Raw genomic sequence first — 13,991 nt, forward strand, 5'->3', positions numbered from 1 at the left:
GAGGTCAGGGCTCGCGGTGTTCGTGCGCCGCCTTCTCCAGGTCCACTGCCTCCGCCTCGGCCACCCGGATCTCGGCCTCGACGTCGATCGAGCGGCTGAGCCACCAGTACAGGAGCCCGGCGACCGGCAGTCCGACGAACAGGGAGAGGTCGGCGCCGTCCATGGCGTGGGCGATCGGGCCGACGTAGAGCGTGCCGACGGAGAAGAACGGCACCATCACGCCGAAGCCCACCAGGTAGGAGATGATCCCGTGCCAGCCCCAACGGCCGTAGATGCCGTGCGGGTTGAAGATCTCGGCGATGGCGTAGTGACCGCGGCGCACCACGTAGTAGTCCATCAGGTTGACCGCGGTCCACGGGATGAACAGATAGAGCACCAGCAGCAGGAAGTTGTTGAAGTTCGTCAGGAAGTCGGCGGTCGCGGCGAACGCGCCGATCAGCGAGAGCGCGGCGGTCAGCCCGATCGTCAACGCCCTTACGCTCACGGTGGGTCGGACCCTCTTGAGCGAGTCGATCGCGCTGATCAGGGTCAGCGAACCGCCGTACATGTTCAGCGCGGTGACGGAGATCAGGCCCAGGGTGGCGAAGAGGAGGACGATCGCGCCGAAGCCGCTGAACACCTTGTCGCCCGCCGCGTTGATCGAGCGGATCGTGTCGAAGTCCTTGCCCGCCCAGGCCGCGAGCAGCGCGCCGAGCGTCATCAGCCAGACCCCGCCGAGCGCCGAGCCGAAGTAGGTCCAGTAGAAGGTCTTGCGGACGGTCACGTCCGGCGGGAGGTAGCGCGAGTAGTCCGAGACGTAGATCGCCCAGCTGATCTGATAGCCGGCGACCACACCGAACTGCGCCAGGAACGGCGTCCAGGAGAAGCCGCCGAGGTCGAAGGAGCCCGCCGGGTAGTGCAGGGTCGCCAGCACGCCCACGGTGAAGATGCCGAAGACGACCAGGAAGGTGTACGTCAGGAACTGCTCCGCCTTGTGGATGACGTCGTAGCCCACCAGCGCGATCACGAAACCGACGACGGTGACCACGGCCACCCACATCTTGGTGTTGCCGTGCACCGTGGTGTGCAGGGCCTCACCGGCCAGGATCGTGTTGAAGACGTTGAAGCCCGCGTACTGCACATACGCGAACAGCCACACCAACAGGGCGCCCACGTAACCGAATTGGGGCCGCGACTGGATCATCTGCGGCAGTCCGAGCTGCGGTCCCTGGGCCGAGTGGAAGGCCATGAAGAAGGTGCCGAGCAGGGTGCCGGCGACGATCGCGATGAGCGACCAGATGAGGTTGCCGCCCTCGGTGATGCTGATCAGACCGACCGCCAGCGTGGCGATCTGCGCGTTCGACATGAACCACAGGGGGCCGAGGTGCCACAGCTTGCCGTGGCGCTCGTTCAGGGGGACGTAGTCGATGGAACGTATCTCCAGCCCCGACACCCGGGGCTCTGATGCGGTGGTCACGGTGCCTCCCAGGTGCTGATCCAGCCTCTGTGGCCACATTCATCCCCCACGGAGGACTCGGCAACCGCAACGGAGACTGTGAAACCAGCCCTTGACCCGCGACCGCGTGGAAGGAGCCGAGTCCGGGAGTTTCCGATGCCGCGCACCGTGTTCAGGCCCAAGCTCCAAGACCGCCCTCGTCGACGCCTGTCGGGCACGGGTGGTGCGGGCGGGGCACCAGGCGGGAGCCGCCTGCCTGGTGCCCCGCCCTGCAAGGGGCGCAACCTCGCCGGAGCGGACCGCTGTCAGTGCTTGGCGCCGGCGAAGGGCCTGCGGATGACGGTGGCGCGGATGGTGGTCTGGGAGTGGCGTTCGACGGTGGGGTTGGCGGAGCCGCCGTCGGGCTCGCCCCAGACCAGTTCGACCTGCTGTCCGTACTGGACGTCGTCGTCGATCATGACGACGGATATCCAGCCGCGGACGTTGGCCGTGTAGCTGCACAGGGTCGACAGACCGACCAGCCGGCCGTTGCTCTCGACGCGGTCGAACTGGGAGGCGGCGTAGAAGGCGGCGGGCATCTCGATGTACTTGAAGCGCCGGTCGCCCTGCTCGTACTGGGAGGCGAAGACACGCGCGACGTCATCGCGGTGCCAGGCCAGCCAGGCCTTGCGGCGGTGCTTCTCGCCTTTCCGGCGCTCCAGTGCCTCGCGGCCGATGAAGTCGTGGTCGAACTTGAGGATGTGGCCGTAACCGAGGTCCCAGGGGGTGACGTAGTAGTCCTCGACGCGGTCGGAGGCGAAGCTGCCGCCGAGGGAGAGATTGGCTTCGAAGGTCCGCACGCCGAGCCATTCGCGGTACGTCCTCATGCTCTCGCCCGAGTAGACCGCGGGGACGGTGTTGGCGATCCAGCCGGACTCGGTGGCCACGGAGGCGTAGGCACGGGCACCGATCTGACGGACACCGAAGGGCTCGCCGGCTTCCAGGATGGCGTCGCGGACGTCGTCGATGTGTTCGTAGGGGCCGAAGAACTCAAGGCCGGGGAAGCCGGACATACGGTGGTTGAGGGCGGTGACCTCGTGCTTGCCGATGTTGAACCTGCCCATGCTGAAGAAGGGGATGTCGGGCATGGGGCCGCCGTTGACCTGCTCGAAGATGGCCGAGGCGTGCGGGCCCTGGAGTTGGAGGCGGAAGAACTCGCGGCCGTGCGGGTTCTGCGCGGTGCGTTCGTCGCGGCGCAGGGTGACGTCGTAGCCGCCGGTCTCGGCATGGAACTGGACCCAGTTGAGGGCCGGCGGACGGCCGACGAGGCGGACATGGTTGTCGGCGAGGCAGAAGAGGATGCAGTCGCCGATCATGTAGCCGTCGTGGTTGACCGCGATGAACTGCTTGGCCTTCATCGGGCCGAAGCCCTGGAAGGTGTTGGCGCCGACATCGGCCAACAGCCGGTAGCAGTCGGGTCCTTCGACGGTGAGGTCGGTCATGTGGTGGGACAGGTCCATCAGCGCCGCCGAGTTGCGCCAACTCTCCTGCTCGTCAAGCCAGTTGGTGAACTCGGCCTTGATCGGGAACGGGTAGGCGCCGGAACGGCCGCTGCGCAGCAGGCCCAAGGGCCCTCCGGCCGCCTGGATCTGCTCTTCGAGTTGTGCCATCGGTGTTCTCCATGTCGTCGCGATGCGTGGGTGAGGCGGCGGCAAAGGCGTGGCCGGCCGTTCTGTCGACGGCAGGGGCGAAGCCGTTTGCGACGCCTGGCGTCGTGAGTGACCCGGCTCGGGGGTGTCGCGGCTGAGGGGTGCGGCCCGAACGGGCGGGCACGCCGAAGAGCCGGAAGCCTTCGTCGGCGTTGTGTACTGTACGGTACGGTACACTTCTGGCGCGCTCAAGAGCCGGGCGCGGAAAATCTGAAGCGGAGGGCCGGCAGCGGCCGGCCGGAGGTCACGTTCCGCCTACGCCGACGAGGGCGTGGACCCTCCGGTCGGTGGAATCCACGCCGCCGTCTTCGTGATCACCGCGGGTGAAGTGCGTGGCCCGCCCCGTCAGGTCGACTCGCGGACGACGACCCGCGCGGGCGGGGGCTCCAGACCGCTGGTGTCGAGCCCCAGGGCGAGCCGGGCGCTGAGCCGGCCGTGGGCCTCGCCGTCGACGTTGATCGTGGTCAGCGAGGGGATGACGTGTTCGCCGTAGCCGTTGTCGTCGAAGCCGATCACGGCCGTGTCGGCCGGCACGCGCCGGCCCAGGTCGCGCAGGGCGGTGAGGACGCGCAGGGCCACGTCGTCGTTGAAGCCGGCGATCGCGGTCACCGCGGGGGTCCGGGAGAGGAACGCGCTGACGGCGTCGGCGCAGGCGGACCGGTCCCGGGGGGTGATGAAGGAGACGGGAGTGGGGATGCCGAGGTTCTGTGCGGCGTGCTCGATGAAGCGGAGCCGGGCCGCGGCGAGCGGTGACTCGGTGTCCGGCAGCGCCAGGGCGATGTGAGTGTGGCCGTGTTCGACGAGGTGGCGGATCTGGAGCGCGGTGTGGGCGGCCAGGCCGTTGCGCCAGCCGCCTCCCAGGTCGTCGAGGGCGTGACCGGTCAGGTACGTCTCGCCGAAGCGGATCACCGCACGGGGGACGATGGCGTCGAGGACCTGCTGCGTGGACTGCTTGGTGTGGTGGCCGTGCCGGACCAGGAGCACGTGGTCGTGGGCGGCCAACTCCGTGTCGAGCCCGTGGATGTAGCTGCGGGAGTACGCGCCTTCCATGCCCGCGTCGATGTTCAGGACGACGACCCGGGAGGACCCTTCGCGCAGTGCTCGCGCCACGCCGTGCGGAACGTAGCCGAGAGTTCGGGCCGCCTCCTTCACCCGGTCGCGGGTGGCGGCCGAGATCGTCTGGTGAGGGTCGTCGTTGAGAACGAAACTGACGGTGGCGCGGGAAACACCGCTCGCCGCAGCCACGTCGTTCAGCGTGACTCTTCTGGACGTCCCCATCACCCCTGCTCTGACGTTCTCGTGCGCACCTGAGTCCCAGCGACATGGGCGTTCACCCATTGTAAGGAGACCGACGGGATTCGATCGCGCCTTGCCCCGTACGGCACTGAACCGTACGGTACGGCGCGGCGGGCATGGAGATCCCGGATCGGGCGTCCCTCCGTATCCTCGCGTAATCACGCCGAGCCGTCCTACAGACGGGCGAAGGGTCGTACGCCGTGGTGCCGTCCGAAGGCCGGCCGTGGCTCCCGCGTCGGTCGTTCACGACAACCACCGTCGGCCGAAGGCCACTTGACGACCCGCACCGCTTCCCCGACCGGCTCCAGCCGGTCGACCGCCCACCGGCTCACCGTCATCTCTCAAGGCAGGACATCGCCCTTATGGCCTTGGATTCAGTGCATCACAAGCAGCACGGCCCCGTCCGTTCGTACGTCGTCATCGGCGACACGCACCTGGCCGGCCGGGTGTGCAGTGCGCTTCACGGCTCGTCCGACGCGGTGCGGCACCTCCCGCGTCCGCGTGACCCCGAACTGCGCGCGGCGCTGGCCCCGCGGCCGGCGGGCGTGGCCGTACTGCTCCACGACGATGTCGCGGCCCTGCGCTACGCGCTCGCCGTCGCGCACGTCTCGCCCGACGTACCTCTGATCGTCACGATCTTCGATCGCACGATCGCCGATGAACTCGCGCGCCTCCTGCCGCAGTGCGACGTCACCTCGCCGGCCGACCTCGCGGCGCCGTCACTGGCCGGCCCGTGCCTGGATCCTTCCTTCGTCGCCGCTCGCCGGCGCGGAGGGTGTGTCCAGGTCGTCCGGGAGCGTGACGGTGTCCTGGCAGCCGAGGAAGCGGCCCTGCCGGGGCAGCGGCGTCGCCGGTACCTCGGACGGTGGGGCGGGTTCCAGCTGCGCTCCCACGATCCGGGCACCCGGCTGCTCGTCCTGGGCATGCTCGCGATGCTCGTCGTACTCGCCGCCGACTGGGTGTGGCTCACGGCGGCCGGCCATCGCCCGTCCGAGGCGCTGTTCGAGGCGGCCCGGGTGGTGGCCGGCGTGGGTCCGGCCGCCGCGCCACCGGACGCCCACGCGTATCAGTTCTTCGCCGTCCTCGCGATGCTGAGCACCGTCGCCTTCACCGCCTTCTTCACCGCGGGAGTGGTCGAGCGCATGCTCGGACCGCGCCTGATCGGGCTGGTCGGTCCGCGCACTCTGCCCCGCGCGGGGCACGTCATCGTGGTGGGAATGGGCCAGGTCGGCATGCGCCTCTGCGTCGAGCTGCGCGCCCTGGGCATCCCCGTCGTCGGCGTCGAACGCGACCCGCAGGCCGCGACCGCACGGCTGGCGCGCACCCTCGGGATTCCCGTCATGGACGGTCACGGCGGAGACCGCCACGTACTGGAACGGCTGCGCATCGGTCACGCCCGGGCGCTGGCCGCCGTCGGCTCCGACGACCTGGACAACGTCGCCGTGGCCATCGCCGCCCACGGCGTCGCACCGCACATCCGCGTGGTGATGCGAGCGGGCGAGGACGACGCCATCGCCGAGACGCGCTCGCTGCTGCCCATGGGTGTCGTCTCCGACATCACCGGTCTGGCCGCCGGGTATGTGGTCGCCCGGCTGCGCGCCGAGCCGGTCGGCGACGTGGTCGCCCATCACGACGAGATCAGGTTGCGGGACACCTCCGGCGTGTGGCGCCGCAGCGCCCTGGTCGGTCACGACCGCTGCGCCCACGTCGAGGGGCGTCGTCAGCTGACGGGCGACGAAATTCGACCGCCCAGGACTAGAACGATTTAGCGATCCGTTGTAACGTGTCCGCTATATCGATTTAGCTTTTCCAGCTCGCAGGGCGGACGGCCCGCGGGCGGAGGAGGTCGTTCGACCCGTGATCGACATGCGATGTGCCGTGGCGCAGCCACCCCCGCAAGGTCCCGCCGGGCTTCCACGGCCCGGCCGGTGCCTGGTGATGGGCATCTTGAACGTGACCCCGGACTCGTTCTCCGACGGTGGCCGGTACGCCGGGACCGGACCGGCCGTGGAACGGGGTCTGAGACTCGCGGAGGAGGGCGCCGACCTGGTCGACGTGGGCGGCGAGTCCACCCGGCCGGGGGCCGAACCGGTCCCGGTGGAGGCGGAGTTGACCCGTGTGGTGCCGGTGGTGCGGGAGCTGGTGCGTGCGGAGGTGGCCGTCAGTGTGGACACCATGCACGCGGCGGTCGCCCGCGCCGCGATCGAGGCCGGCGCCTGCATGGTCAACGACGTCAGCGGAGGGCTGGCGGATCCCGCCATGGCCGCCGTCGTCGCGGCGGCCGGGGTGCCGTACGTGGCGATGCACTGGCGTGCGCCCAGCCGCGAGATGGACCGCCACGCGGTCTACCGCGACGTCGTCGGCGATGTCACCGCCGAACTGCTGCGCCGCGTGGAGGCGCTCACCGCGGCCGGGATCGATCCGGGGCGCATCATCCTCGACCCCGGACTCGGGTTCGCCAAGCGTGCCGCCCACGACTGGGAACTCCTCACGCATCTGCCCGACCTGCGGGCCACCGGTCTCCCCGTGCTGGTGGGGGCGTCCAGGAAGCGTTTCATCGGTGCCGCGTTGAGCGACCGGGCGGGGATCGACACCGTGCCCCGCGACCGCGACGCGGCGTCGGCGGCGGTGTCCGCCCTGGCCGCCGCTGGCGGCGCGTTCTGCGTGCGCGTGCACGACGTCCGCTCCAGCCTGCACGCGGTGTCTGTGGCCGCCGCCTGGGCGGGCGTCCGTCGGCTCGCGGAGTCCGGAGACCGTCGCGCTGAGCCATCAAAGAATGCGCCGCACGAGTCTCCCCAAGCTCCGAACCCGTCTGCTAGCTTGCGCTAGATCGTTCTAGCGATCCCCCTTTTCCTCCCGAAGTGAGCCGATTGTGACGAGCCGCGTCACTAGATCGATTTAGCACTTCTGGGAGAGGGCTTTGAGAGGAGCCGCAATGGCAATCCCCAGTCTTCAGGACGGCATCGACAAGGCCGGTTCGCCCGTCGGTCTGCTCTGGCAGCCGAACGCCGAGCCGTGGACCCCCGAGGTGGTCGAGCGGGAGTACGTCGGCTGGCGCCAGGAGCAGGCGGCCTGGCACGAGGGCGTCGCACTGCTCAACCTCTCGCACCACATGTTCGACCTGTGGATCGAGGGTCCCGACGCCACCCGGGTGCTGGCCGACTACGGCGCCAACAACTTCGAGAAGTTCGCGATCGGCCAGGCCAAGCAGTACGTACCGGTCACCCGGGACGGCAAGATCGTCACCGACGGCATCCTCCTGCGGCGCGCCGAGGACAAGTACCTCCTCAGTGGTGTCCCCGCCGCCCAGCACTGGGTGCAGTACCACGCGGAGAAGGGCGGCTACGACGTCGCCTTCGAGACCGACGCGTCCTCCGCCTTCCGGCCCGGCGGCGGTGACCCCAAACTGTTCCGCTACCAGATCCAGGGTCCGCTGGCACTGGAGCTGATCGAGAACGTCTTCGGCGGCCCGCTGCCGGAGACCAAGTTCTTCCACTCCACGCCGGTCACCCTGCACGGCCGCTCCTTCGAGGCACTGCGCCACGGCATGGCCGGGCAGGCGGGCTACGAGTTCATCGGCCCCTGGGAGCACGCCGCGTACGTGCACGAGGCGTTCCTCAAGGCCGGTGAACCGCTGGGCCTGGTGCAGGTCGGCGCGCTGGCGTACACCACGCCGAGTGTCGAGAGCGGCTGGATCCCCTCGCCGGTCCCGGGCATCTACGTCGACCCCGAACTCGCGGAATACCGCGCCTGGCTCCCGCTGTTCGGCATCGAGGGCAAGCGCCCGCTCAACGGCAGCTACTTCTCGGAGAACATCGAGGATTTCTACGTCTCCCCGTACGAGCTGGGCTACGGCCGGCTGATCCACTTCGGGCACGACTTCCACGGCCGCGACGCCCTGCTCAAGGCGAAGGACGAGCCCCGCCGCACCAAGGTCACCCTGGTGTTCGACGCCGACGACGTGCGCCGGGTGATCGGCGGGGGAGCGGATCCTGGCTTCGTCCTCACCTACGCCCGCCACCGGGTGGAGACCTCGGCCGGCCTGGTCGGCGCGACCATGCAGACCGCGTCGATCGACCCGGTCGGCACGGTGCTGGCGCAGACGCTGATCGACTCCGCGCACGCCGAGCCCGGCACCGAGGTGACCGTGGTCTGGGGCGAGCACCCCGGTCTCGGTACCGACCCCGAGGCCGACCTCGGGTTCCCGCGCATCCGCGCGACCGTCCAGCCCAGCCCGTTCGACCGGCACGCGCGCACCGAGTACCGGCGTAACCGGTAGCACTTCGCGGGGCCGGCTCGTCGTCCGCGGGCCCGTCGTGGCTGGTCGCGCCCACGCGGCGGAGCCGCACATCGACGCGGCCCCGCACCCCTGCGGGGCGCACCGCGCACGGTGGGTGGCCGGACGTGGCGTCACACGTCCGGCCGCCCACCGCCCCCTTCCCGATCGACAAGGAGCACGATGAACCCCCTCAGCACGGCCTCGGCGGCGGTGAGCACATCGCTGCTGGAGGACTTCTCCCTGGAGATGACAGGCAAGGACGTCCCGAAACTGGAGGAGGCCCGGCACTCCATCCCGCAGGGCACCCGCATCAACGTCACCTTCCTCGGCAACGAGAACCTCGAACTGCGCCTGGAGGCGTCCCGGGCGGTGAAACGCCTCGGCTTCGTGCCGGTGCCGCACATCTCCGCCCGACGCCTCGGCTCGCAGGCCGAGTTCGAGGAGTTCCTCGCCCGGCTCCGGGCCGACGGCACCTGCGCCAACGTCTTCACCGTCGGCGGCGACCCCACCCGCCCCGAGGGCCCCTACGAGGACTCGCTCGCCCTCATCGAGACGGGACTGCTGCGGGAGTACGGCGTCCGGCACATCAGCATCAGCGGCTACCCGGAGGGCCACCCGGACATCGCTCGGGACGTGCTGTGGTCCGCGCTGCGGGAGAAGAACGCGTCCATCGCCGAGCAGGAACTCGACGGCAGCGTCATCACCCAGTTCGGCTTCGACGTCGATCCCGTCCTGGCCTGGCTGGAGAAGGTCCGCGCGGAGGGCATCACGCTGCCCGTCCGGATCGGCGTCCCCGGACCGGCCGGTGTGCGACGGCTGATGTCGTACGCCACCCGGTTCGGCGTCGGCACCAGCGCCTCCATCGCCAAGAAGTACGGCCTGTCCATCACCAACCTGATGGGCACCGCGGGCCCGGACAGGTTCCTGCGCGCACTCGCGGACGGCTACGACCCGGCCCGCCACGGAGACATAAAGATCCACTTCTACACCTTCGGCGGCCTGCGGGCCACGTCCGAGTGGATCGCACAGTTCAGGAAGGACAACCTCGTATGACCGTCACGCAGGCCGCGCCCACCAGCATCACCAAGAAGACCGGGGGAGCGGGGCACCAGGCGTCACTGATCGTCCAGGGAGCCGACGCCACCGGCATCGTCGCGGCCGTGACCTCGGTCCTCGGCCGGCACGGCGCCAACATCGTCTCCCTCGACCAGTACTCCGACAACCCGCAGGGCGGCGCCTTCTTCCAGCGCACGGTGTTCGGCCTGGAGGGACTGCGGGCCGCGCTGCCCGGCCTGCGCGCCGACTTCGACAAGGAGTTGGTGAAGCCGTACGGCCTCGGCTACACCCTGCGCGACCTGTCCGTGCCGAAACGGGTCGCGATCTTCGCCTCCAAGTCCGACCACTGCCTGCTCGACCTGCTGTGGCGCCACCGGCAGGGCCAACTCCCGGTCAGTATCGCCATGGTGATCTCCAACCACCCCGACACCGCGGAGGAGGTACGCAGCTTCGGCATCCCCTTCTTCCACGTCCCGTCCATGGGCGCGGACAAGTCGGCCGCCGAAGCCGAACACCTGCGGCTGCTCAAGGACAACGTCGACTTCGTCGTCCTCGCCCGCTACATGCAGATCCTCTCCGGCGACTTCATCGAGCAGGTCGGCGTACCGATCATCAACATCCACCACTCCTTCCTGCCCGCCTTCATCGGCGCCGGTCCCTACGCCAAGGCCAAGGAGCGGGGCGTGAAACTGGTGGGCGCCACCGCCCACTACGTCACCGAGGACCTCGACGAGGGCCCGATCATCGAGCAGGACGTGGTGCGGGTCAGCCACGCCCACACGGCCGCCGACCTCACCCGTCGCGGAGCCGACGTGGAACGCGCCGTCCTCTCCCGCGCGGTGCTGTGGCACGCCGAGGACCGGGTCATCCGCAACGGCAAGCACACCATCGTCTTCGCCTGAACCCGCGCGTGGAACGTTCACCGGCAGAAAGCGGTTCGCCCTCATGACAACCACCATCGACGGTTCCCGGATCGCCCGTGACATCCGGGCCCGGGTCGCCGAACGGGTCGCCGAGACCGCGGTCCTGGGACGGGTGCCCGGTCTGGCGACCATCCTGGTCGGCGACGACCCGGCCAGCGCCGTCTACGTCGCCGCCAAACGCCGCGCCATCCGCGAGGCCGGTATGCGCGACTTCCACCGACACCTTCCCCGGCACTCCTCCGAGGCCGAAGTCGCCGCGCTCATCGACGAGTTGGCGGCCGCACCGGACGTCTCCGGAATCCTGCTCCAACTCCCGCTGCCCGCCCACCTCGACGCCGCGGCCCTGATCGACCGGATCCCCGCGGCCAAGGACGTCGACGGCCTGACCACAGCCAGTGCGGGCCGACTGGCCCGCGGCGAACGCGGACTGCGCCCCTGCACACCGAGCGGCGTCATCGAACTCCTCGACACCGAGGGCATCGAACTCAGGGGCGCGTGCGTCGCCGTCGTCGGCTGGGGCGAACTCGTCGGCCGCCCCCTGGCCCAGCTGCTGCTGAGACGCGGCGCCACGGTGACGGTCGCCCACGAGTTCACCGCCGACCTGGCGGCCGTCACCCGCCCCGCGGACATCGTCGTGGTCGCCACCGGAGTCCGGGGTCTTGTCGGACCCGAGCACGTCAAGCCCGGCGCCACCGTCATCGACGTCGGCATCCACCGCACCCCCCAGGGCCTGACCGGCGATGTCCGCGCCGCCGAACTCGACGGCGTCGCCGGCCGCATCACCCCCGTTCCGGGCGGGGTGGGCCCGATGACCATCGCCATGCTGATGGTCAACACCCTCCGGGCAGCCGAGTGGAACGCCGTGCCCGACACCGTGCCCGCATGAGCGAGTTGGCGGGTTGGTGCCCAGGGCGTCGACGCGCGCCGAAGCTGTTCGCCCGCGATCGGAAAGGTGCCGGACACGATGCGACTGCCACTCCGACTCCCGCCGCTGGCCCGGCTCGGTGGCCGGGTGGCGACCGACCTGATCGACGTCACCCATGACCCCGCCGCGCTCGACTCCGAGGGCTTCTGGGCCGTCGTGGCCGACTTCGAGGGGCGCTTGACCTGCGCCCGCTTCCGAGACGTACGGCCCGCCGCGCAGCACCCCGTCCGAGGCGCCCGTTGGAACGGTCCCGCGCCCGGCCTGTGGGCCACGTCGCTGGACCGCGAGGCCTACATGGAGGGCGTGCGGCGTATCCGCGAGCACATCGCGCGCGGTGAGGTGTACCAGGCCAACCTCTGCCGTGTGCTGTCCGCACGCATCGGCGCGGACGCCGACATCGAGGCGCTGGCCGACCGGTTGGCGGCCCGCCACCACGCGCCGTACGCGGGCCTGATCAGGCTGCCGGGCCCGGGTCTTGAGGTGGCGACGGCCTCCCCCGAACTCTTCCTGCGCCGCGAAGGGCGGGCGATCGAGTCGGGCCCCATCAAGGGGACCGGGCGCACCGAGGCGGACCTGCTGGAGAAGGACTTCGCCGAGAACGTGATGATCGTCGACCTCGTCCGCAACGACCTCGGTCGCGTGTGCGCCACCGGCAGCGTCACCGTGCCGGACCTGTGCGCGGTGGAACGCCATCCCGGGCTCGTCCACCTCGTCTCCACGGTGAGCGGCGAGCTGCGCGACGGAGTGGGCTGGCCCGAGCTGCTGGCGGCGACCTTCCCACCGGGATCCGTCACGGGCGCTCCGAAGGAGAGCGCCCTCGGCATCATCACCGCCCTGGAGACCGCACCTCGTGGACCGTACTGCGGCGGCATCGGCTGGGTCGACGCCGATCGCGGCACCGGCGAACTGGCCGTCGGTATCCGCACCTTCTGGATCGACCGCGCCCGCCAGCGCCTCAACTTCGGCGCCGGAGCCGGCATCACCTGGGACTCGGACCCCGAACGGGAGTGGCAGGAGACCGAGTTGAAGGCGGCGAGGCTGCTGGCGATCGCATCCAACGGCGGCTCGGCGGACGCGCACCCGCGCCGACGGCTCGCGGTCCTCGACGGCACGTGAGGAACCGCACCGGGTCAAAGACCCACTGGACGGAGGCTGTTGAGCCGTGAGCCAGCCGCTGTAGCGCCCTTGCTGGGTGCCGTGGTGCCGCGATCAACCCCAGACAAGACGCGCGGTCTCCGCGACGAGCTCCAGCTTGCGGCGCTGTTCGTCGACGGTCAGCAGATTGCCCTGGCTCGTCGAGGCGAACCCGCACTGCGGGCTCAGGGCGAGCTGCTCCAACGGCAGATACTGCGACGCCTCGTCGATGCGCCGGCGCAGGGTGTCCACCGACTCCAGCTCCGCCACCTTGGACGACACCAGCCCCAGGACGACGGTCTTGGCGGGCGGCACGAAGCGCAGCGGCTCGAAGCCGCCGGAACGCTCCGTGTCGTACTCCAGCAGGAAGCGGTCGACCTCGACCTCGCCGAACACCCGCTCCGCGATGGGCTCGTAGCCGCCCCGGGCGGACCAGGCGCTGCGCATGTTGCCCCGGCAGAAGTGCATGGCCACGGTCATGCCGGGGCGCCGCGAACGGGCCGACCGTATAAGGCCGTTGTCCGTGTCGATGATGTGGGAGAGATGTCCCTCCAGGTCGGTCACCCGGCGCATCCGCGCGGCCTCGGGATCGATGTTGGCCCAATAGGCGAGCGAGTCGAGCTGAAGCCAGGACACTCCGGTGTCGATCAGATCGGCGATGTCCTGCCGGTAGATGCCGGCCAGCGCAGCCACCGCGTCCCGTCGGGTCGGATAGACGTCCTCCGACACCCCCGGCCGCCAGAAGCCCGCCACCATCGTCGGACTGGCCATGGTGATCTTGTACGGCCCCTGTGTGTTCCCGGACAGCCAGCGGGCCTCGGCGAGGGACAGCGGCGTCCGCCGGTACAGGGGCGCGGTGATCGCCACCGACGCGACGTCGCCGTCGAGTTCGGCGCCGTCGCTGTCACGGATCCAGCGGGGCCGGGCCGAGGACTCCTCGGCGGGAGCCAGCCCGCCGACCGTCTCCACCACCGAAGCCATGAAGTCGTCCCGCCGCACCTCGCCGTCGGTGAAGACCTGCATTCCGGCGTCCTGTTGCAGCTTCACCGCGGCGGTCGCCGCCTGGTCCTCGAGCTCGGTGAGCCGCTCGCCGGAGACCTCCCCCCGCCGGTGCGCGGCACGCGCCGCCAGCAGTTCCCCGGGACGCAGCAGGCTTCCCACATGTTCGGCTCGGATCGTCGTCGGCATCGGCCGTCCCTTGCTCGAAGGTCGCAAGACAGCTGTACGGTACGGTCCAGTACACCTCGGGGGCAAG

11 protein-coding genes are annotated in these 13,991 nt (G+C 70.1%); 7 read left to right on the forward strand and 4 right to left on the reverse strand.

Annotated elements, in window-relative coordinates:
- Positions 1-4: 4 nt before the first annotated feature.
- The 3 genes from ACQHII_RS41735 to ACQHII_RS41745 all read right to left on the reverse strand — a co-directional run bounded on the left by ACQHII_RS41735 (position 5) and on the right by ACQHII_RS41745 (position 4,368).
- A complete protein-coding gene (locus ACQHII_RS41735; protein ID WP_427924117.1) occupies positions 5-1,456 on the reverse strand; it encodes a purine-cytosine permease family protein in 1,452 nt (483 codons plus the stop codon).
- Between the two features lie 284 nt (positions 1,457-1,740).
- Positions 1,741-3,084 carry an aminomethyl transferase family protein gene (locus ACQHII_RS41740; RefSeq protein WP_427924118.1) on the reverse strand — a complete coding sequence of 448 codons (1,344 nt, stop codon included), beginning with the start codon at positions 3,082-3,084 and terminating at the stop codon, positions 1,741-1,743.
- A gap of 384 nt (positions 3,085-3,468) precedes the next feature.
- Entirely contained in the window at positions 3,469-4,368 is a 900-nt protein-coding gene (locus tag ACQHII_RS41745; protein WP_427924119.1) for a LacI family DNA-binding transcriptional regulator, read from the reverse strand.
- Between the two features lie 413 nt (positions 4,369-4,781).
- Here ACQHII_RS41745 and ACQHII_RS41750 point away from each other — a divergent pair, with 413 nt between their 5' ends.
- From ACQHII_RS41750 to ACQHII_RS41780, 7 genes are all read left to right on the forward strand, one after another.
- The gene (locus ACQHII_RS41750; protein WP_427924120.1) at positions 4,782-6,188 is read left to right on the forward strand and encodes an NAD-binding protein; all 1,407 of its coding nucleotides are present in this window, start codon (positions 4,782-4,784) and stop codon (positions 6,186-6,188) included.
- A 169-nt stretch (positions 6,189-6,357) separates the two neighbouring features.
- Positions 6,358-7,248, forward strand: coding sequence for a dihydropteroate synthase (gene folP / locus ACQHII_RS41755; RefSeq protein ID WP_427924121.1), 891 nt, complete (start codon positions 6,358-6,360; stop codon positions 7,246-7,248).
- A gap of 106 nt (positions 7,249-7,354) precedes the next feature.
- Positions 7,355-8,698 (forward strand): aminomethyl transferase family protein, encoded by a 1,344-nt coding sequence (locus tag ACQHII_RS41760; protein WP_427924122.1) that lies wholly within the window; start codon positions 7,355-7,357, stop codon positions 8,696-8,698.
- Between the two features lie 180 nt (positions 8,699-8,878).
- Complete coding sequence (locus ACQHII_RS41765; RefSeq protein WP_427924123.1) at positions 8,879-9,751, forward strand: methylenetetrahydrofolate reductase; 873 nt, start codon at positions 8,879-8,881, stop codon at positions 9,749-9,751.
- The gene (purU, locus tag ACQHII_RS41770; protein ID WP_427924124.1) at positions 9,748-10,656 is read left to right on the forward strand and encodes a formyltetrahydrofolate deformylase; all 909 of its coding nucleotides are present in this window, start codon (positions 9,748-9,750) and stop codon (positions 10,654-10,656) included. Before ACQHII_RS41765 ends, purU begins: the two co-directional genes overlap by 4 nt.
- 43 nt (positions 10,657-10,699) lie before the next feature.
- On the forward strand, positions 10,700-11,563 hold the full coding sequence (locus ACQHII_RS41775) for a bifunctional 5,10-methylenetetrahydrofolate dehydrogenase/5,10-methenyltetrahydrofolate cyclohydrolase (protein WP_427924125.1): 864 nt from the start codon (positions 10,700-10,702) through the stop codon (positions 11,561-11,563).
- A gap of 78 nt (positions 11,564-11,641) precedes the next feature.
- Positions 11,642-12,718, forward strand: a complete 1,077-nt coding sequence (locus ACQHII_RS41780) for a chorismate-binding protein (RefSeq protein WP_427924126.1) — start codon at positions 11,642-11,644, stop codon at positions 12,716-12,718.
- Between the two features lie 93 nt (positions 12,719-12,811).
- On the opposite strand, the gene ACQHII_RS41785 is transcribed toward ACQHII_RS41780, so the two are convergent.
- Positions 12,812-13,924, reverse strand: coding sequence for a cobalamin-independent methionine synthase II family protein (locus tag ACQHII_RS41785; protein ID WP_427924127.1), 1,113 nt, complete (start codon positions 13,922-13,924; stop codon positions 12,812-12,814).
- Positions 13,925-13,991: the final 67 nt, after the last annotated feature.

This window comes from Streptomyces sp. cg40 (assembly GCF_050320165.1).
GTDB classification, from domain to species: Bacteria; Actinomycetota; Actinomycetes; order Streptomycetales; family Streptomycetaceae; genus Streptomyces; species Streptomyces hokutonensis.

Excerpts from the sequence above, each read along its gene's own strand:
- ACQHII_RS41780 (WP_427924126.1), top strand. The coding sequence starts at position 11,642 with ATGCGACTGCCACTCCGACTCCCGCCGCTGGCCCGGCTCGGTGGCCGG.
- ACQHII_RS41760 (WP_427924122.1), top strand. The coding sequence starts at position 7,355 with ATGGCAATCCCCAGTCTTCAGGACGGCATCGACAAGGCCGGTTCGCCC.
- ACQHII_RS41740 (WP_427924118.1), bottom strand. The coding sequence starts at position 3,084 with ATGGCACAACTCGAAGAGCAGATCCAGGCGGCCGGAGGGCCCTTGGGC.
- ACQHII_RS41775 (WP_427924125.1), top strand. The coding sequence starts at position 10,700 with ATGACAACCACCATCGACGGTTCCCGGATCGCCCGTGACATCCGGGCC.
- ACQHII_RS41785 (WP_427924127.1), bottom strand. The coding sequence starts at position 13,924 with ATGCCGACGACGATCCGAGCCGAACATGTGGGAAGCCTGCTGCGTCCC.
- ACQHII_RS41765 (WP_427924123.1), top strand. The coding sequence starts at position 8,879 with ATGAACCCCCTCAGCACGGCCTCGGCGGCGGTGAGCACATCGCTGCTG.
- purU (WP_427924124.1), top strand. The coding sequence starts at position 9,748 with ATGACCGTCACGCAGGCCGCGCCCACCAGCATCACCAAGAAGACCGGG.
- folP (WP_427924121.1), top strand. The coding sequence starts at position 6,358 with ATGGGCATCTTGAACGTGACCCCGGACTCGTTCTCCGACGGTGGCCGG.
- ACQHII_RS41750 (WP_427924120.1), top strand. The coding sequence starts at position 4,782 with ATGGCCTTGGATTCAGTGCATCACAAGCAGCACGGCCCCGTCCGTTCG.